This is a genomic window from Paraniabella aurantiaca (assembly GCF_050309965.1).
Classification (GTDB): Bacteria; Bacteroidota; Bacteroidia; order Chitinophagales; family Chitinophagaceae; genus Niabella.
Genome location: NZ_JBLOSY010000002.1, coordinates 877,657 through 897,784, shown reverse-complemented (window position 1 = coordinate 897,784; position 20,128 = coordinate 877,657). Strand labels below are relative to the sequence as shown.

General features: G+C 41.2%; 18 protein-coding genes. 10 read left to right on the top strand and 8 right to left on the bottom strand.

Annotation, left to right across the window (positions count from 1 at the left end):
• Window positions 1-45: 45 nt before the first annotated feature.
• The 3 genes from ACLOAU_RS18275 (at window position 46) to ACLOAU_RS18265 (ending at window position 3,473) form a co-directional block, all read left to right on the top strand.
• Window positions 46-1,149: a Fic family protein gene (locus tag ACLOAU_RS18275; protein WP_427863350.1), complete on the top strand. Its 1,104-nt coding sequence runs from the start codon at window positions 46-48 to the stop codon at window positions 1,147-1,149.
• A 178-nt stretch (window positions 1,150-1,327) separates the two neighbouring features.
• A complete protein-coding gene (locus tag ACLOAU_RS18270; RefSeq protein WP_427863349.1) occupies window positions 1,328-2,752 on the top strand; it encodes a Gfo/Idh/MocA family protein in 1,425 nt (474 codons plus the stop codon).
• Window positions 2,753-2,762: 10 nt separating this feature from the next.
• Window positions 2,763-3,473 carry a 3-keto-disaccharide hydrolase gene (locus ACLOAU_RS18265; protein ID WP_427863348.1) on the top strand — a complete coding sequence of 237 codons (711 nt, stop codon included), beginning with the start codon at window positions 2,763-2,765 and terminating at the stop codon, window positions 3,471-3,473.
• Between the two features lie 376 nt (window positions 3,474-3,849).
• Here ACLOAU_RS18265 and ACLOAU_RS18260 read toward each other — a convergent pair whose 3' ends face one another.
• The 3 genes from ACLOAU_RS18260 to ACLOAU_RS18250 all read right to left on the bottom strand — a co-directional run bounded on the left by ACLOAU_RS18260 (window position 3,850) and on the right by ACLOAU_RS18250 (window position 5,992).
• Window positions 3,850-4,206, bottom strand: coding sequence for a VOC family protein (locus ACLOAU_RS18260; protein WP_427863347.1), 357 nt, complete (start codon window positions 4,204-4,206; stop codon window positions 3,850-3,852).
• A 381-nt stretch (window positions 4,207-4,587) separates the two neighbouring features.
• Window positions 4,588-5,412, bottom strand: coding sequence for an MBL fold metallo-hydrolase (locus ACLOAU_RS18255; protein WP_427863346.1), 825 nt, complete (start codon window positions 5,410-5,412; stop codon window positions 4,588-4,590).
• A gap of 250 nt (window positions 5,413-5,662) precedes the next feature.
• Entirely contained in the window at window positions 5,663-5,992 is a 330-nt protein-coding gene (locus tag ACLOAU_RS18250) for a hypothetical protein (RefSeq protein WP_427863345.1), read from the bottom strand.
• A 369-nt stretch (window positions 5,993-6,361) separates the two neighbouring features.
• On the opposite strand from ACLOAU_RS18250, the gene ACLOAU_RS18245 reads away from it, so the two are divergent.
• The gene (locus tag ACLOAU_RS18245) at window positions 6,362-6,619 is read left to right on the top strand and encodes a hypothetical protein (protein WP_427863344.1); all 258 of its coding nucleotides are present in this window, start codon (window positions 6,362-6,364) and stop codon (window positions 6,617-6,619) included.
• Window positions 6,620-6,895: 276 nt separating this feature from the next.
• Here ACLOAU_RS18245 and ACLOAU_RS18240 read toward each other — a convergent pair whose 3' ends face one another.
• Window positions 6,896-7,138 (bottom strand): helix-turn-helix domain-containing protein, encoded by a 243-nt coding sequence (locus ACLOAU_RS18240; protein ID WP_427863343.1) that lies wholly within the window; start codon window positions 7,136-7,138, stop codon window positions 6,896-6,898.
• Window positions 7,139-7,854: 716 nt separating this feature from the next.
• Here ACLOAU_RS18240 and ACLOAU_RS18235 point away from each other — a divergent pair.
• Genes ACLOAU_RS18235 through ACLOAU_RS18225 form a run of 3 tightly spaced genes read left to right on the top strand, consistent with a single transcriptional unit; the run spans window position 7,855 to window position 13,117 of the window.
• A complete protein-coding gene (locus ACLOAU_RS18235) occupies window positions 7,855-8,430 on the top strand; it encodes a TlpA family protein disulfide reductase (protein WP_427863342.1) in 576 nt (191 codons plus the stop codon).
• An 11-nt stretch (window positions 8,431-8,441) separates the two neighbouring features.
• Complete coding sequence (locus ACLOAU_RS18230; RefSeq protein ID WP_427863341.1) at window positions 8,442-11,681, top strand: SusC/RagA family TonB-linked outer membrane protein; 3,240 nt, start codon at window positions 8,442-8,444, stop codon at window positions 11,679-11,681.
• Window positions 11,682-11,716: 35 nt separating this feature from the next.
• On the top strand, window positions 11,717-13,117 hold the full coding sequence (locus tag ACLOAU_RS18225; RefSeq protein WP_427863340.1) for a RagB/SusD family nutrient uptake outer membrane protein: 1,401 nt from the start codon (window positions 11,717-11,719) through the stop codon (window positions 13,115-13,117).
• A gap of 45 nt (window positions 13,118-13,162) precedes the next feature.
• On the opposite strand, the gene ACLOAU_RS18220 is transcribed toward ACLOAU_RS18225, so the two are convergent.
• On the bottom strand, window positions 13,163-13,570 hold the full coding sequence (locus ACLOAU_RS18220; RefSeq protein ID WP_427863339.1) for a hypothetical protein: 408 nt from the start codon (window positions 13,568-13,570) through the stop codon (window positions 13,163-13,165).
• A 375-nt stretch (window positions 13,571-13,945) separates the two neighbouring features.
• A complete protein-coding gene (locus ACLOAU_RS18215) occupies window positions 13,946-14,947 on the bottom strand; it encodes a helix-turn-helix transcriptional regulator (RefSeq protein WP_427863338.1) in 1,002 nt (333 codons plus the stop codon).
• Window positions 14,948-15,059: 112 nt separating this feature from the next.
• Between ACLOAU_RS18215 and ACLOAU_RS18210 the strand changes: the two genes are divergently transcribed.
• From ACLOAU_RS18210 to ACLOAU_RS18200, 3 genes are read left to right on the top strand one after another with little or no spacing between them, the layout of a single operon-like run.
• A complete protein-coding gene (locus ACLOAU_RS18210) occupies window positions 15,060-15,650 on the top strand; it encodes a GNAT family N-acetyltransferase (protein WP_427863337.1) in 591 nt (196 codons plus the stop codon).
• 34 nt (window positions 15,651-15,684) lie between these two features.
• On the top strand, window positions 15,685-16,743 hold the full coding sequence (locus ACLOAU_RS18205) for a heparan-alpha-glucosaminide N-acetyltransferase domain-containing protein (protein WP_427863336.1): 1,059 nt from the start codon (window positions 15,685-15,687) through the stop codon (window positions 16,741-16,743).
• Window positions 16,733-18,031, top strand: a complete 1,299-nt coding sequence (locus ACLOAU_RS18200) for a lysine N(6)-hydroxylase/L-ornithine N(5)-oxygenase family protein (RefSeq protein ID WP_427863335.1) — start codon at window positions 16,733-16,735, stop codon at window positions 18,029-18,031. The genes ACLOAU_RS18205 and ACLOAU_RS18200 overlap by 11 nt, the downstream gene beginning before the upstream one ends.
• A 188-nt stretch (window positions 18,032-18,219) precedes the next feature.
• Here the strand turns inward: ACLOAU_RS18200 and ACLOAU_RS18195 are convergent, their stop codons facing one another.
• Both ACLOAU_RS18195 and ACLOAU_RS18190 read right to left on the bottom strand, forming a co-directional pair.
• Window positions 18,220-19,149 (bottom strand): COG4315 family predicted lipoprotein, encoded by a 930-nt coding sequence (locus ACLOAU_RS18195; RefSeq protein ID WP_427863334.1) that lies wholly within the window; start codon window positions 19,147-19,149, stop codon window positions 18,220-18,222.
• A 43-nt stretch (window positions 19,150-19,192) separates the two neighbouring features.
• Window positions 19,193-20,128, bottom strand: a complete 936-nt coding sequence (locus tag ACLOAU_RS18190; RefSeq protein ID WP_427863333.1) for a DUF5777 family beta-barrel protein — start codon at window positions 20,126-20,128, stop codon at window positions 19,193-19,195.

Genomic DNA, 20,128 nt, shown 5'->3' with positions numbered 1-20,128 from the left:
CATTTTTTAGCTATATTTGAGGCAATTAATTTCAGTAATTGACTCATGAATTATAACTGGCAACATGCCGATTGGGCAAATTTTACTTTTGATGATTCTGTTATAGATTCACTGATAATCGATTTTGCGCTGGAAACAGGCGAACTGAAGGGCCTTTTAGATGCACAGCCAGAAGAAATACAACAAGATACGATTCTTCAGTTTATGATTGCAGAGGCACTTAAAACTTCTGAAATTGAGGGAGAATTTTTTAGCAGAGAGGATATGATGTCTTCGCTTAAAAAGCAATTGGGAATAGCAGACCACCTAACTCATATAAAAGATAAAAAGTCCCAGGGCATTGCCACCCTTCTGGTAAATGCAAGAAAATCTTTCCAGGATAAACTGACGGAATCGGCGCTAAAAAGTTGGCACTATGATCTGATGAAAGGGAATGCCTATATCAATGCCGGATCCTACAGAACCGGGAAGGAGCCTATGCAAATTATTTCGGGTGCTTTTGGCAAAGAAGTAGTTCATTTCGAAGCACCGCCATCCAGCCAGGTTCCTCATGAAATGAAGAAATTTGTGAAGTGGTATAATCGTTTTGAGGCTTCGGTAACTGATATTAAAAATATTTTCATTAAAACTTCGATATCCCACTTATATTTTGAAAGTATCCATCCTTTTGAAGATGGTAATGGGCGGATAGGCCGGGCGATTGCTGAAAAATGTCTCTCACAGTCGCTCGGAAGACCTGTTTTGATGAGTCTTTCCAGTACTATTGAAAAGAACCGGAAGCAATATTATACTGCTTTAAAGTCAGCTCAGCGAACACTGGATATAACTGATTGGATACATTATTTCTCCAACATTATCCTCGAATCTCAGCAAAATGCAAGACAGATGATCCTGTTTACTGTAAACAAAACTAAGTTTCTCAATAGACATAGGTCTCAACTGAATGAACGTCAATTAAAAATTATTATGAAGATGTTTGATTTAGGATTGGATCAATTTGAAGGGGGAATGACATCTTTGAAATATGTATCTATTACCAGGTCGTCAAGAGCTACCGCTACCAGGGATTTGCAGGACCTGGTGGATAAAAATATTGTTATTCAAACAGGAGAGGGCAGAAGTATAAAATATGAGTTGAATATTCAGTAGCGGCTTTCATTCATGCCAATCTATACTTTCCCATCTGTTTTATATATAATTTGATCAATGTCTTCCTGGTCTATAGCATCGTCACTAAGTAAGGGTTATTTAAATTCTGAATACAGCTCAATAATATTATCTTAGAGCCCAATTAAAATACCCTTATAACGAGCTTTGACATCAACAAATGAAAAATAGACGCGATTTTATAAAAAATGCTGCGGTAGTATCTACGGCATTTATGATTGTACCCCGCCATGTATTGGGTGGCAAAGGTTTTATAGCCCCCAGCGATAAACTTCAGGTAGCCAGTATTGGTGTTGGCGGAAGAGGCAGTGCCAATACCAATAAGATTGGTGAGCATGCAAAAGTAGATATGGCCTTTTTATGCGATGTGGACGATCAGCGTGCGGCTGGTAGTGTTACAAAGTTTCCTAAGGCAAAGTATTATAAAGATTACCGGGAGATGTTGGAGAAGGAGCACCGGAATATAGATGCTGTGGCTATTTCCTCACCCGACCATCAGCACACCATTCAATGCCTGGCCGCCATGCAGCTGGGTAAGCATGTATATGTTGAAAAACCGGTGGCACATGATATCTGGGAGGCCCGTGTACTAACTCATGCTGCTAAACGTTATAAAGTAGTTACGCAAATGGGCAACCAGGGTGCATCGGATGATGGCCCCAGACTAGCGAAAGAATGGTTTGAAGCGGGACTGGTGGGCGATATTCATACGGTGTATTGCTGGACGGATCGCCCCGTGTGGCCGCAGGGTATTGCCTGGCCCAAACAAGCGGCTACCGTACCCAAGCATCTGGACTGGGATCTTTGGTTGGGTACGGCTCCTCAAAAAGATTATATTGACAAACTGGTTCCCTTTAACTGGAGGGGCTGGTGGGATTATGGAACCGGTGCTTTGGGCGATATGGGCTGTCATATGCTGGAAGTGCCTTTTAGCGTGTTGGGTCTGCAATATGTACAGGATGTAGAAGCCAGCGTGGGTACGGTTTATGTAGATGAATTTAAACGAGGTTATTTCCCGGAGGCTTGTCCGCCCTCAAGCCATGCTACGCTTACCTTCCCTAAAACTTCAAAAACAAAGGGACCAATTAAGCTGCATTGGATGGACGGAGGAATTCAGCCTACCCGGCCGGTAGAACTGGGCGCCAATGACCTGTTTGGAGACGGAGGCAATGGAATATTGATGGAAGGAACGAAAGGCAAAATGCTGTTTGATACCTATGGGCAAAAGGCGCGGTTGTTGCCTTTGTCTTTAAACGAGCAGGCGAAAAAGGTACAACAACGCTATGCACGTGTGCCAAATGGGGCGGGCGGCCACCAGGCACAATGGGTGGATGCCTGTATTGCGGGCTATGGTAAAAAAGAAGTAAGCTCTCCTTTTGAAATGGCAGGTCCGTTAACAGAAGCCTTGCTAATGGCCAACCTGGCTATTCGTGGCGCCGATTTGCGAATCGACAATAAATACCCGGCACGCAACCTGAAATTATTATGGGATAAAAATGCCATGCGGGTGACTAACTTTGATGCCGTGAACCAGTTTGTAAAAAGAACTTACAGACCGGGTTGGGAAGTGAATTATCAATTATAAAAACTAAATAATGAAACTTAAGTTAGTACTCGGCAGCCTGTTGGCTTTATTGTTGGTGGGCATGAATGTAACCGCACAGAAAAAAGGAAAATGGGTGACACTGTTTGATGGAAAAACCATGAAAGGATGGAAGGGATATAATATGACGAATATACCCAATGCCTGGACCATTGAGGATGGCGCCTTAAAGATCAATGCAAAGTCTCCAACGACCAATGAGCGGGGTGACCTTTTGTTTGATAAAAAGTTTAAAAATTTTGAATTGCAGCTGATGTACAAGGTGGACAAAGGCGCTAATAGCGGTATACTATACCTGGGGCAGGAGCTACCGGGCAAAAAGATATATCAGTCTGCTCCTGAGTACCAGGTGCTGGATAATGAGAATCACCCCGACGCTAAGGCCGGTAAAAATGGTAACCGCAAATCGGCATCCTTATATGATATGATCCCGGCCACGCCCCAGGTGGACAAAGGTTTTGGCCAATGGAATGAGGCGCGGATCATCATTAAAGACGGCCATGTACAGCATTACCTGAACGGCAAAAAAGTGGTAGAATATACCCTTTGGAACGAGGACTGGAAGAATATGGTATTGAACAGTAAGTTTAAAGATTGGGCTGACTTTATGAATGCCGGTGGGGACTCTCGCTCAGGCTTTATTGCCCTGCAGGATCATGGCAATAATGTTTGGTTCAAAAATATTAAGCTGAGAGAGCTGTAATCTTGTTGGTGATGTTAATCACGAGATAATAAGAAAGAATTTCAAAGCTTTTTCGCCCGTTCGTCACTGAACGGGCGTTCTTTTATTTACATGCCGCCCCCGCGGGGCTCAAATCCGATATCGAAACGGCATCCCACCAATATACGGTCCCCGATGAGACCCGGCCATGTAAGAGCATTTAAAATTGTTCGCTGGCTTTATAATCAATTGATGTTTCATAACAGGAGCTGTGCGCCTTACCAGGATATGCTCAATCCTATTTCAATAGTCCAGCAAACTGCTTCATCCATCAACAGCTTTCCGATGCCCTTTTAGATAAACGTTGAATATGAGTATTCACTTTGTTGTTGAGGTTCCTTTGTTTTAATATGCCACACTAAGACTGGATAAAATGCCAGCAAACACCGGCCGGATCAATAATATTTACTTCTTTGCCGTAAGGCTGTTGTACCGGTTTCCCAATAGTAGGAATACCAAATTTTGCAGGAAGATCTCTGTTTGCAACCTGCTCATAAAAGGCGTTGATATCAGACACTTTTACAGATATCATCAGGTTTTCGGCAAAAGCCTTATTGTCGTATTGTTGCAGGATGAATTTACAATTACCTTGCTTAAAGCCAGCTAAGCCTTCCTGTTCCCATTCTGGTTCAAACCCCAGCTCCTGGAAAAACAGTTTGGCCTTATCAAAATTGTTGCCTGAAGGAATAAAAGGTTCAAGCGATACAAAATTCATATGGTTAAATTTGGAGTGATTTTAGATATAATGCCGCTTTCAAAACTAAATGAATTCCCGGTATTGTAATTAAACTTTAAAGCAGATGCTATGCAAACAATATTAGGAGGCAACGGATCTATTGGATCAAGCCGTTAAGGCTGTTAAATTTCAGCATAACCCCGTGCTCACTCTTAATGTCCCTTAATTCCTCAATGGTTAAAAAATCAGGGTGTTAAGATTGATCTTACTACCCAAAGTGCGCGCTTAATTGTTCTTAATTTCTCGATGATTTAGATTAAAACACAAGTAGTTAAGGGTAGTCAAGTCATTTGTAATTGTTAGCTATAACTCTTTATATTCCTTAACTCCTGAATGGTTAAAAACATCTTGTACCCAACTCTAAAATAACGCCAATTGCCCCAATGGCTGGGATATCACTGCAGGCAAAGCCTTACTACCACAAACTGTATATACCGGTGTTTCCTGGTAGCGGGAGGCCACTATAATATGGGTGCCGTTGGCCTGCCCGGTAAATAAATCACGAACCAGGTCTGGATGGTTATTATCAGCCGAAAGATGGGAGAGGAGCAGATGGCTCATGTAAGCTGGCTTACAGGAAATAAACAAATCCAGCGCTTCTTTATTCGATAAATGGCCGCGACCACCTCGGATCCTGTTTTTGAGATGATAGGGATAGCGTCCGTTCTGCAACATTACTTCGTCGTAATTGGCTTCCAGGAAAGCCGCATGGCATCGTTTAAAATGGGTACTCAGGTTCTCACAAACCTTTCCGATGTCGGTAAATATCCCGATGCAGGTTGCACTGTTTTCAACTGTAAAGCTATGCGGATCGGCCGCATCATGGTTTTTTAAAAACGCATTGATCAGCAAAGTTCCGACAAGAATGGTGGCTCCGGCCACTAACGGACGCACCAGGTTGGCATTCAGTTTTAGGCCGGAATGCTGAAGCGTGGCTGAGGAAATATAAACCGGTAACTGATATTTGCGCGACATTACCTCAAGGCCCCGGATATGGTCGCCGTGCTCATGAGAAATAAATATGGCTTTCACCTTTTTCATGCTAAGGCCCAGGCGATCCATTCTTTTTTCAGTTTCGCGGCAGGATAAGCCGGCATCTATCAATACAGCCTCCTCATCATTACCTATATAATAACAATTACCATTACTGCCGGAGTTAAGCGAAGTGAAATAAAGACTGGACACAACGCAAATTAGCTCTTTTATTGAAACATTACGAATTGCCGGCCAATAAAAATGAAGTGCTGCTAGCTGCTTTGATTTACGCAACTGATATCCAGTAGAAATTAACCATTTCAAATATAAAACCGCCCCTGTAAGAGGCGGTTCTACTGAGGAGAGCGGCTTATAACTCAGTACTTTTACCTTACATCTTAAATTGCTATCATTGGTAAAGGCAATGATTTTAACGGAGCTTTTTTTAAACCAGCGCATATTATGCTGCCGTATGCTCCTCTTGCTTAAGGTAATTTGCTTTCGTATTTAAAAAGTCCCGGTTCGTATATGCGTCTGGCACCGAAAAGGCACTATTCCATTGTGCATCAAGCATGGCTGTCGGGTTGTTTACTTTTAAACTGTCCTTGGGCATCTTCCTGTCTTTTTTGTGCCGTTTCTTGTCCCGTGGCATCCGGGTGGTGTCGTCTGGTATAGGCCGACCCACGGTATCTGGTACAGGTCTTTCGGTAGTATCGGTTTGAGCAGAGGCTGACCCTGCCAATAACATAGCACAGGCGATAAGTGCCAAATGAGTTGCCATCTTTTTCATTATATGAATATTTAAGAATTATTAATAGGACATGAATGTCCGGTTTAGATAAGGTATCGAAATTTTAATCCAAAGGCGTTTTTGTTGCAGATCCACCGTAAAAGATTTCCTCACTATTATTTCGTTCATCTGCTTACACCAGTTGCAATACCTGTGCCCCATTGCGGGCTTATTGTAAATAGCTGATATATAATACAGACAAATTTTCACATGTGGTGTAGTATTACCTTATGTGCATATAATACCCCCATGAAGGGGAATTATATATACAATCTTTAAAGATCTCCTTACCAGGCCGGCTTACTCCACTCTTTAGTGCGTTATTGTATATAGATAATGACTCATGTGGCCCTAAAAAGCGTGATACAAATGAACAATAAAAAGATACGATTGGTAAAGCTATTTTTTGTAAGCTGCTGTATTTTCGATGAGGTTTTTGAAGGCAATTATTGCAATACAGATGGATTAAAGGTGAGCGCAATAATAAGGTATAAAATAAAGGTTTTACAATTGGTCAAGCTATTTGGAATAAAGAAACTAGAGTTAAGGCTTACAGCAAGTGGAAATCCCGGTTTTTCCAAATCAGGTCTTTCCACTTTTTTAAAAGAAAAAATTGAAGAAATCTAGCGATCAATTGCCCGTATAATAAGGCTGAAAGTTTAAGAAGTTATTATAAGAATTTTGTTTAGAAGGTAGAAGGTGGTCTCCGGGTCTTTTCAGACCAGGGTTTCCACCTCTTTTTTTAGCAGATCGTCATGCCAATATATATGCTTAAATAACGCTTTCTTATTGTAAAACAGCGTACCCGCAAACTTCACCAAGCCCATTCTCCTGGAACCTTTTCCCTGTGGCCATTGCAGCAGAAGTAGGTCTATTAGAAGCTATTAACCCATTTGCGAATTCTCACATTTCTTGTTCAAAGGGAAAGTGTAATAATTTTTCGGGACTTATATCTAAGCCTTTAGCCAACTCAAATACAGTTGACAGCTTTATATTAAACCGGCCGTGTTCAATCTTAGATATCTTGCTTTCATCAATTGAGCAATTGTAAGATAATTGCAGCAATGAAATTTTTTTTGAATCTCGAATTTTTCGAAGATTTTCACCAAAAGCCAGGTTTAGTTTTTTAATTTCCTCCTTATCCATTTTGCCTTATAATTTTTGGCCAAACAAGGTGTCAATTATTTGAAAAAAAATCACGGTCATATATAGCCGTATTAAAATATTCTCTTTATCTTTAATTCGATTTCAAGGAGTATAATGATTAGATAAACATTAACTTTGTTATGAAATAATTTTAAGCATTTGCTTTGAGTCTCGCATTAGAAAACTGGTAATTTTTAAACACACGAGATGATAAGTGGAATGCCCACGTTACGGCGTGGGCTCTCTTATCTGTGTGTGGGTATACCAGTACCTCTAATGCGGTAAGTTGAGTTCCACGCCTTTCTATTACTGCTTGTGTAACTCACTTACCAAAGGCTCATCGGAAACCTATACATGATGAGTATTAAAACACCATATCAAAACGTTTTTTCACATGCCATAGCATTTAAGGTATTGTACGCCTGCAAGCCTAAAATGCCGGTATAAAGATAAAGTGGCCGGGCGGCGACCGCAACGTTCTCATGGTGCGGTATGCCTACCCCGGCTATTTTATTCTTATTGGGAGTTAATATCATTAACATAATCAGGGATAGTAGACAGTTAATAGTTTACCTGAATTAGCTGCGCCTATCCGACAAAGATGATTACAAAATAAACGACAAAACCTATTTTAATGTTTAATGCCGATATCAAAACCGAAATAAATATGATCAAAGCCTAACCTGATTTTTATTTTCTTAACTACTTAATTCAATATGAAAAAAATAACGCTATGCAGCGTAGTGGCCATACTTTGCCTATACGCAACTGCCCAATCCAATATAATTAAACCATTATACACAGGAGACCGCCTGCCTGATATCGTGTTTACGCAGGTGCTTAACTATACCGAATCTAAAGCCACCTTATCCGGTTTTCAACAAAACAATCAAAAGCTTTTATTACTCGACTTTTGGAACACGACTTGTATACCGTGTATCAAATCTTTTAAAAAATTAGATTCGTTGCAGCAGGTTTTTAAACAGGAGTTACAGATAGTATTAATTACTCCTGAGGATAGCAATATTGTTAAAGCTACAATTGAACGTTGGCAAAAAGCCAATAATCAAAAACTACGCATACCTGTTATTACCAACGATACGCTTTTGCAGCAGTATATACACAAACAGTATAATCCGCACTATGCCTGGATAGCACCCGACAATGTGTTGATTGCACAAACTTCATCCTCCTTCGTCACTCCCGAGATTCTCAAAACTTATCTGAGCCAGATGAAACATGATCTAGACCGTCGCGGCTATCTAAAAAGAAATAATCAATTACAACGCTAAATTCTAACCTTATGATAAAACATTTTTGTATTGGAGTTGTATTCCTGTTGCTAACAGGTACACTATCGGCACAAACCTCAATCAGCGGTTCTGTAGTACATGCAGAAACCAAGCGCCCTATAGCAGGCGCCAGTATCCAATCTAAAAACGCTGGCGTTATTACACAAACAAACACGGAAGGTCATTTCGCTATTCAGGTGTCTGCATTTCCGGATACCCTCTATGTCACTTACATCGGTTTTGTCAGCAACAGGATAGTCGTTAAATCAGGCCAGTATGTATACACTGCTACTCTTACACCTGTAGAAGGAGAAATGGAACAGGTTTGGGTAAATACCGGCTATCAAAAAGTTAAGCCTAATGAAATAAACGGATCAGTAACGGTTATAGATAATAAGATGCTTAATCAACAAACCGGAACGAACATCCTGCAACGGTTGAATGGTGTTACAAATGGCTTGTTGTTTAATGTTGGTAAATCTGGAAGCAGCGCCAGTGGCAGATCCCCAAATGATATTTCAATCAGGGGGCTGAGCACCATAGATGGGCCATTGAGCCCACTTATTATATTGGACGACTTTCCTTACGAAGGCGATATCAACAATATCAATCCAGATGAAGTAGAAAGTGTCAGTATTCTCAAAGACGCAGCTGCCGCCAGTATTTGGGGTGCGAGAGCAGGTAATGGAGTAATTGTTATCACTACTAAAAAAGGAAAGCTGAATCAGCCTTTAAAAGTTAGTTTCAACAGTAATGTAATTATCACGGAGAAGCCGGATCCCCATTCTCTGCTCCGAACCCAGATGGCAACTTCTGATTATATTGAAATTGAAAAATTTCTATTTGATAAAGGGTATTTTAATACAGTTATCGATAATGTTAACAGTTTTCCGGCATTAACACCCGTAGTTTCTATACTTCAGCAAATTAAATCGGGTAAGATACCTGAAGCAGAGGGCAACAAGCAGATAGAATTATTGAAAGAGCAAAGCGGTCTTCAACAATTCAGAGAGTTGTTTCAACAAACAGGTATTACCCAACAATATGCGCTGAGCCTCACTGGCGGGAGTAGCTATATGAGCTGGTTATTATCAGGCAATCATAACCGCGTCACCAACACCGATCTTTCTACAACGGGCAGAAGCAATGCGCGCTTTGAAAATACTTTAAAGATTCTTAAAAACCTTAGTTTAAGTCTGGGAGCATTTTATACGAATAGTACTGCAAAAGACGGCGCACCTGAGTATACTTCTCTTACTACGCAGGCCAGCAGGTATGTGCCTTATCAAATCTTTACCGATCGAGACGGCAGCCCGATTGGTATACCGCGATATCGGAAAGAATTCCTGGATACCATCGGAAATGGCAGATTGTTAGATTGGTTATATTACCCTGCTGCCAATTTTAAGCAGGATTTTACCAAACAGCATTTGCAGGAGCTTATCGGGCGGGCTAATATAAGCTGGTCGCCTTTTGAAGGATTCAATGCAACGGCTATGTATCAATATCAAAAACAATGGACGAGTAATGAACGGTGGTCAGGTGAGGAAAGCTATTACACCCGGGACCTTATTAATCGCTTTACTACCCTGGGCACAGGTACAACTCCTAATGTGTATAATATACCAAAAGGAGCTATCCGAACGCAAAGTATTTCTAATCTTATTTCTTATAATCTGCGCGGACAGGTAAACTATAGTAGGAGTTTTGGTAGTCATTATATAAATCTTATTTCCGGGGCAGAAATTAGAGAGGTTGAAACAATCAATGCAGGTAATTTTACTGTATATGGCTACATTGAAGAGCCCTTGTCTGTTGCTTCGGTAAATTATGCTACCAATTACCGGACACTTATAGGCGGTGCAGTGTCAAGAATACCTGGTACACCCGGTATTGGAAATCGCCTCACAAACCGGTTTGTGAGTTTGCTTTCGAACGCACAGTACAGCTATAAAAGTCGCTATCATATTAGTGGTAGCTGGCGCAGAGATGCTGCCAATATTTTTGGAGCAAATACCAATGATAAGTGGAACCCACTTTGGTCTGTGGGAGGCGGATGGGATATTTCTAAAGAAAAGTTCTATCGCTGGCAGGCCATTTCTTTTTTAAAACTTAGAGCTAGCCTGGGTTACAGCGGCAACATCGACTCGCGTAAAACACCGCTCGCTACCAGTGGGTCTTCGACCAACAGTATTACTAATTTCCCGACGCAAAGTATTAGCCAATTAAATAATCCCGATCTGCGATGGGAGAAATCGAGACAGTTCAATATTGGTGTCGATTTTTCAACCAGAGGAAAAGATATAAGTGGCAGCATCGAGTACTATGTTAAAAAAGGTACTGACCTCTATGGCAATACATTGTACGATTATACTACTTGGGGAGCCCAGGGTACAGTAGTAACCAATACTTCCAATATGCGGGGACAGGGTATTGATTTAAACCTCAGAAGCAATAATATAAGTCGCGCTGATTTTAACTGGCAAACAGCCTTGATTTACAATTATAATGCCAGTAAAACCACTCGTTACTTCTCCGACGATGCCAAAGAATTTAACATGCTGCTGGATGGAAACAGCATTACGCCTGTAGTGGGGGAGCCCTTATATAGTATTACTTCTTATAGATGGGGTGGCCTCAATAATCAGGGTGACCCGCAAGGATACCTGAACGGGCAATTAAGCACGGACTACAATGCTATAGATAACTCTATAACAGCTGATGGCGTTGGAGGTGGGAGCCTGGTTTTTATAGGTACTTCAGTACCAACGCATTTTGGTTCGATAATTAATGAGTTGAGGTGGAAGAGGTTGACGTTTTCTTTTAACCTGATGTATAAAATGGGGTACTATTTCAGAAAGACGGCTTTTACCCTGGGCGAACTACATGACTCTGGTATTGGGCACCCGGATTACTACAAGCGATGGCAAAAAGCCGGAGACGAGCTTCATACCGATGTGCCTGCCTATGTCTACTCCGACTATCCTCAATACGGCGGAAGGGATGCATTTTACCGCTACGCATCAGTACATGCCCTAAAGGGAGACCATATAAGATTTCATTATTTGAACATTGCATTTGATTTAGCTTCCGGAAAAACCAAAGGCTTTTTACAAAACGGACAAGTTTATGGAAACCTGGCTAACCTGGGCATTATCTGGCGTGCGAATAAGGATCACCTAGACCCCGATTACCCTAATACGTATGCGCCTCCAAAGCAGGCAACTATTGGATTCAGATGCAGTTTTTAACCTGACAATTTTAACCAACATATCAATATTATAATATGAAGAATACTTATAGACGGATATATCTTTTGATACTATGGCTGACTGGTAGCTGTCTGATTTTTGGCCTGAGTGGTTGTAAAAAATACCTCGACTACCCTTTTTTAAATAATGTACGAATACCCACTAATCTCAGCGATCTGCAGGGCTTGCTGGATAATGCATCTACTATGAATGAGAACCGGACACCCTCTTTTATGGAAGCCTCTTCAGACGACTATTTCTGTTTGCCGGATCGATATGCCGCTCTTGGTGATTGGCCTAAGCAGGCTTATATCTGGAAGCCCTATGATTATCGCTTTCCGAACGACTGGAGCATTTCTTATTCCCCGGTATATGTTTCCAATTTCTGCCTGGAAATGTCCAATAAAATTGTGAGAACTACAGCCAATGCGTCGAATTGGGACCATGTACATGGCGCTGCTCTTTTTTTCAGGGCTTACTATTTTCTCAAGTTAGCCTGGACCTATGCGCTGGCTTATGATGAGGCGAGTGCTTCTTCAGACAAAGGAATTGTCTTAAGACTAACTTCTAACTATAACGATCCTTCTGTAAGAAGCAGTGTAGCCGAAACCTATAAGCAAATTATTAAAGACGCGCATCTCGCAGCGTCTTTACTGCCAAATATACCTTTGCATAGCTTCAGGCCTTCCAAAACTGCAGCCTATGGTTTACTGGCACGCACTTATCTTTCCATGCGTAGGTATGACAGCGCCTATCATTATGCAGATCGGGCATTGTCCATTAAAAGCGACCTGATTGATTATAATGGCGATCCGGATTTAGGTGCATTAACCATCAACTACCCTTTCAAAAGATTCAACAAAGAAACTGTATTCTACTCAGAAGCGAATACTACCGGGACTTCATCTTTGGTATTGGCATCGCGGGCCAGAATCGATTCTGTATTGATGGATACCTACGAAACAAATGATTTAAGAAGAACGGCTTACTTTACAAAATCCGGGAACTACTATCAATTTAAAGGAAGCTACACGCAAACCAGCAGAAATTTTAGCGGTATCAGCACGCCGGAGCTCTTACTTATCAGGGCTGAGTGTCTGGCAAGAAATGCAGCTGGCATCTCGGACAATTTGCAAAAGGCTCTAACGGATTTAAATAATCTCTTGTCTAAACGGTATAAGGCAGCAAATTTTACACCTGTAACAACTGATTCCAGGGAGGCAGTAATTGACAGGATTTTGTTGGAGCGAAGGAAGGAATTGTTATTCAGGGGGCTCCGATGGATGGATATCAAACGCTTGAATAAAGAGGGGCGAAATATTGTACTGAAACGTTTATTGAATGGCAATACCTATACTTTGGAACCGAATGCATCTTACTACGCGTTACCAATTCCTATAGATATCATTGAAGTTACAGGAATACCGCAAAATTGATAAAAGGAAAGGCGATCCGGTAACGGATCACCTTTCAGTTGAAAATTAAGGCCTCTCAATATTTGCAATCTCAGGTTCGAGATCGTTGCTAGGGGTAACATCGTCCAATACATCAGCCACATGATAATTAGTGCCAGTTCCGTTGGCCTGAATTTTCACTCTTGAAGATGGGTTGGACCCTGTAAGATAGCTGGCTTCATCAGCTTCTTGAACTGTGATACTAAAAGAGCAAGCCACGTCATTCTCTTCCTGTTCGCAGGTTGCTGAAGGAGTTACTAACTCCCAGTTACTGTTGGAGGTTACAGAGGTTGAACTGAAGTTGGAAGTAGGTTGATACTTGAAGTATAAAGTAGTTTGGGCCAGCTTAGCAGGCGCTGGTTTAAATGCCAGAAAAGCTACACAAACTGCTACAAATGCGATAGGGAATGCCCATTTTAAATTATTAAGTCTCATGATATTATTGTTTTTTGTTATTAAGTATATGTTTTATGGTGCAAAAGCTGATAAGCTTTTGTTGGCTGTGAGGGTATACCCATTGCTTCACTGCAACGATATACCCGTTCGCGGTATAAATCCGGATAGCCCGGTATGGAAGGGGTCTTTCAAGGTGAGCCGCGGCCCGTAATGTTTATATAGTGTTATCTCACACATGTGGCTTCATTGTTAAAATGATAACTGGTGAGCGCTCCGGATATAATTAGTTCCACCGAAAAGCAGCCTCTAATTATTCTTTTATTTGGATAAAGACCACCAGCTCTTTCAGACACAAAGATGGGTGTCTAAAAAGCCGACATGTGTGACCAGAAATGTAGAATAAGGTTTTTTTAGTCAAATGAGAGGCGATCGCCTGATTGACCCGGGAGTGATACCATAATATCTTTTGAAAGCCCTGGCAAAGCCTTCTCTGGATGTGTATCCGGTTCTTAGCGCTACGTCAAGCACGGAGTACTTGCCGTCTAACAGCAATAACCGGGCCTTTTGGAGGCGTATTTCAAGCCTTAATTGGTTAATAGGTAGTCCAAATGTTCTTTGAAAACCGGTACGAAGTTGATAGATACTTAAACCCACTTTTTCTGCAAGCATAAGCTCTGAAGAGAAGAGGTTTTCATCGTCAAATGTCTTCGCTTCCCATTCTACAATTTCTTTTGCGTGTATCAGCGCATCTACATGACGATTATGATACCTGTACTGTGGGTATGTATTATTCTGAGATCTTAAAAGAAAAGAAGTGAGCAGTTCCATGGACCAAATAGTAAGCAGCGTTTTGCTCGGAAATGGATCGGATAGATAGTCCAGCAACTTTGTCACCATGTTTTCCATTTCGAAGTTTAGAAAGCTACGATGGCCCATTAACTGAAGTATGTTTTCTCTCTGTTGAATTTTTTTATTCAGAAAATGGTTTAGAAATGGAAAGTCTACAGAGAACTTTTCCAACAGTTTTTCGGACGGGTGGATATCGAAGGTTGTATAAGCGCCGCCTGCAGGAAATAATACTTTGTTTTCCATATAAGGTGCATAAGTGACATTGAACTCTCTGTCGTCGAAAATTGAATTTTTCCTTTTGCCAAGGGATTGAACCATGCGGTTATTGAGCGTGATATGAGCTTCCAGGATGGGGTGATCAACTTCTGCATGAAATACGGTTTCATAAGTCATTCTATACTCACTAATCCACAAGGTAATATCAGTTAAGGTTATTTTCTTAAAACGCATACTACCATAGTCGCCCAGGTTCCCAAATTGTTCAATAAAGGGTGATTGGTCTAAAGGATTTTCGATGATGGGGATGAGTTCGACAGCCTCATTGATACTGGTTATTATTTTAAACATGTCACTCATAAATGGACCTGTCTGGTGTTTTAATTATTGAAATCAGCTTGCTGGTTTAGGTAACAGGCTGATTGTGAAACAAAATTATAATAAAATATTAAATAATTTGATTATGCGCTCAATAGTCCCATTCGACGAGCTTAAACGAGCCACGATTCTACATGTGCAGCAGTTTTCGGGCTATGCGCTTGAGGTAAGACCGCTTAGTTTGACAAGAGATATTCCTATGCTACACAAATGGGTAAATATGGAATATGCCAAAACTTTCTGGCAAATGGATGGCTCTTACAAAAAGCTTTATAATCATTATGAACAATTTTTAGCGAGTGGTTTTGGAGGTTCCCTGATGTTTTTTTACCCCGGCAATCCACTGCCTGTTGCACAAATGGATTATTATAATCCAAAGTTAGATGAGGTGGGGAGTATGTATGAAGTGCAGGAAGACGATATCGGGATACATCTTTTAATGGGACCGCCAACAAACCCTGTGAGCGGGCTTACCACCAATGTAATGATTTGTGGTATTTCTTATCTGTTTGTATCCGGAGCCAAAAGAATTATTGGAGAGCCGGACGCAAACAATAAAAATGCAAATCAATTGGTTAAAAGAGTAGGCTTTCAATTTATGAAGCCGATCACACTCTCTTATAAAACTGCCAATCTGTACATTTTAGAAAAAACTGAATTCCTGAAAAGATTATGATGTATTAACTGATTCATAATTTAAAACAAGTAATATGCTTACACCAACACAAAGCAGGGGATTTTCCCTTGCCAGGGGATTTATTGTCTTTGTTATGCCAGCAGTACATAGTGTAATGTTGTATAGTTCAGAAGAGGTAAAGCAGGGATGGCTGGGAAGTATATTGGGCTTTTTAGCCGAAGGACCCGGGGCGCAACTTTTTATGTTCCTTATGGGTGTATTTATTGTTTTGGGACGACGTAAAACAATGAAGCAAATTTTGATTAGATGCCTGCTGATTGGAGGATTGGGTTACCTGCTCAACCTATTTCGTCTTGTAGTTCCGTATTATTTAAATCTTTTACCTGAGAACTACATTAGTTCACTTGTAATAAGCCCGGATTCATCTGTTGCATGGCAATTGTTTATGATCGGGGATATACTACAATTTGCGTCTCTTGCTTACTTCTTTGGTGCTTTGCTGCATAAATTTTTCCCTCGTTTTATTTTCCTCATTTTGATTACAAGTGTAGTGTGGTGGATATCTCCTTACACATGGGATTTTAATACAGTTTCAAATTTTTCAATTTTACATTTGTTCACAGGCGTGCCTCCTCAAGTATTTTTCCCGGTATTTCCCTGGTTGTTTTTTCCGATGCTGGGTTTGGTATTCGGGCGTTTGCTACAATTGTATACCCCCACCCGGTTTTTAAAAGCAATGATTTTAACCGGTATTTTGTTGTTTGTTTTAGGTAAGTTAATGACTATAACAGAACCTGTAGAATGGAATGCCAATTTTTACAGACAGGGCCGGGGAGGTACATTATTCCATGCTGGCGTCGCACTTTTATGGACAGCACTATTTATAGGAATTGCTCAACTTAAAACCTCAAACCTTTTTTTCCGGCTACTGGATTTTGTAAGCAGGCATATTACCATTATATACGTGTTGCAATGGATTATTATTATGTGGATGTTCCGACTATTTGGTTATAGTAGACTGACGTTAGCTCCATCTCTGTTTGCACTGCTGGTCACCAGTATATTAAGTTTCAGTCTTGCCTGGTTGTTTATAAAAAGACCTTCATCTAAAAAACACAGTTATGAAATCTGATAAAAATATATACGATGTCGCAGGGATCGGTATTGGCCCATTTAATCTCGGCCTTGCTGCCTTGGCGGAACCTATAAAAAATTTAAGCACGATCTTTTTAGAGCAAAAATCTGAATTCAACTGGCATGATGGCATGTTGATTCCCGGAAGCACTTTACAGGTATCTTACCTTGCAGACCTGGTTACATTGGCAGATCCGTCGAGTAAATTCTCTTACCTGAATTTTCTTCGATCGCATAATCGGCTCATTCAATTTGGTGTGCACGAGCAGGGATATATTACCCGAAGCGAGTACAACAGGTATTGCAGATGGGTGTGCGGGCAGCTAAACAATTTGATATTTGGCTACAAGGTTAATCATATTCATTACGATCCAAAACAGGATGTATTTATTGTATCCTGTTATGATAAAAAAGCTGATATGACACAAACTATCAAAGCCCGTAAGCTGGTAGTTGGCATAGGGTCGCAGCCCGGTTTACCTTGCAACTCGCATGAGTTTTTAGGTGACAAAGTATTACATGCGGCAGACTATATGTATCGAAGGCCCGAAATTCTAAAGTCAAAGAAAGTGGTCCTAATTGGCTCGGGTCAGAGTGCAGCGGAAATTTTTTACGACTTGTTATATCAGTTGGATACAATTAAGACTCCCTTACACTGGTATACAAGGTCGGATCGTTTCTATGCAATGGAACACAGCAAACTGAATTACGAAATGACCTCACCAGACTATATAGATTTCTTTTATGGATTAGAAAGAGATGAGAAAACCCGGTTGCTAAAAAACCAGGCGACATTATACAAGGGCATCAATCATCAATTGATCAATGCTATCTATGACAGGTTGTATAGCTTATTTACCGAGGGATACGATAAGCATATCAAGATACAAGCCCATGCCGAACTGAGATCAGTTAGCAGGGGAGAGGGAGACTTATATAATCTTGAGTTCTATCATAATGCCATGCATCAGAAATTTACAACCGATGCCGCGTCGATTATACTGGCTACCGGTTATGCCAGCCGGGTGCCCGACTTTTTGGGCTCGTTGGAAAATATAATTAAACGAAATGCCGATGGGTCACTACAAATAAAACGTAGCTACTCACTGGACGATGCCAACCGTATTTTTATCCAGAATGCAGAGCTGCACACACATGGATTTAATGCACCCGACCTGGGACTGGGGGCATACAGAAATGCGGTTATTATTAATACGATCCTCGGTGAAGATCATTACCCGGTTGATTTCGGCACCAGTTTTCAAAGTTTTGGCTGTGCGGTGTAATTCAGCATTCAGTTTGAAAATATAAGCAGGTAATAACAAAACTGTTTTTCATAGGTTAGCAAAGGCCGGCCCTTTCCAGGGCTGGCCTTCATTATTACACAGACAAACAATTTTGTTTGTTATACTGCTTCAATCGGAGCAATAAACACAATGAGCTGTGGATGGAATACGCATACCCTCAAAGCCGGCTATTGAACCGGGGCCGGGCGTAATCCGCGTGTGGCAACCGGCCATACACCTGGACCGGGTACCGATACCCCCTTGGTAGCGCCCATTACCATAGCATCTTCGCCAAAATAGTATAAGGGCCATCCTTTATAAGTGAGCTGTTTTTTACCAAACACATCAATAACGCCAAATAAAGATTTATCTAATGACGAGGGTACCACAATCTTATCCATTTCATAAATAGGCCATACGGCATTTTTACCGGCATCTGTTGCGCTGGTGTAGGTATTTTTATTTTGTTTATCTGGTTTGAAGATATATAGTGCAACACCTTTGGCATCGGTGAAATAAACTGACTTACCATTGCTCTCCGTGTAAGTGGGTGTTGGGGTACCGGTAGTATCAAAAGTATATTTTTTAGTGTCTTTGCCTACCAGCTGCGCCCGGGTTAGCATAATGGTATAGTCGGGTTTGGCTACAAACCACACGCCTCCAAATGCTTCTCCGCCGGTAAGCCCTGCAGCTTCTGGTGTGTTAACACCTGCTGAAGCCGGGGCGTAATAATAAAGTGGCCGGCCTTTGTAAGTAGTTTGTTGGCTGCCTGCGGCAGTAGTGATCTGTCCAAAATCGGAGAAGTTTAAACCGGCGCCCAGGTCTGTTGCCGAAATTCCGGGTGCATTAAAAATGGGCCAGAGCAGGGCGCAATTGCCTGCACAGGTATTAACAGTTGCCGAGTCGCTGGCAAAAAAGTATAAAGTTCTTCCATCCTTATCGGTTAGGTAGCTGCCCAGGGTAGCATTATTTTGTAATTGAACCATATAGGTTTTGGGTGGAGTATAATCATCTTTATGATGACAACTTAACAAAACAACCGCAAAAAACAACAGGGTTATTGGTTGTAGACAGCTTTTTATAGCTGCTCTTTTGATGTTGATAATTAGTGTATACATGATATTTTTTTTTAGATAAACTGGTTGTTATACTGCTAAGCATTTATAGCTGCGATTCTTTAGGCATTTTCTTTTTACCAATAGTAAATACCCGGGAAAGGTTAAAGCCAAACCTTATTTCACCCCGTCCCCAGCTATTGGTTGTATTGGTAATAAAAGCTTTTTCGTTCATGGCAGTGGCATTTGAAAAATGTAACTGGAATACATGCCCGCCGGTTTCTATATCAAAACCAATAGAAAGCGGGTTACTGTAAACATCTTTGTCAAGCCCGGAAATAACGTAATGGTAATCTGCTACAAAAGCTACACGCTTGGAAAGCTTTAATCGCGAGCCAATGCCCAACGCATAAGTGTCATTAAAATCCGTGGTAGCAGCAACTGCATTTCTGTGTACATAAGTAGGGGAGAGCTGCAGGCTAAAAAGTTCGCTAAATTTACGCCCTACAATTACCTGGCTGTAATAGGCCATGCGATGTTTGGTGTCCCGGAGTGTGGCATCTTCAGCCAGTTTTGCCGTAGTGATCGTACTTCCTGCTACCAATACAACAGACACCGGTATATTCCTCTTTCCATTTGATTGCTGTAGCACCCCGTATTTAATAAATCCGTCCAGCTCCTTAGCCAGGGTACTGCGCCCAACACCAATGGTTAAGTTTTTGGTGATGCCATAGTCAAACCCAAGCCTCATACTGGCCTGGTCCAATCCAAACAGCTCGCCAATACCATCTTTAATAATTCCAAACCTGTGCAGGATGCGTACGTCCAGTACGTTTTTGCCAATAAATTCTATGGAGTGACCATTGATGACACGGCTGGATTTGAAGGCGCCTGTAACGGGTTCAGATCTTTCATTGCTTGAGTCAACCAGCGATAAAAGATCATCCTGGGCAGATATTCTTTGCGCAGCGGATAGTATTAAAAACAGGATCAACAGATAGGCCGTTCGTTTCTTATTGATGGTTTCTTTATTTTTTTTCAT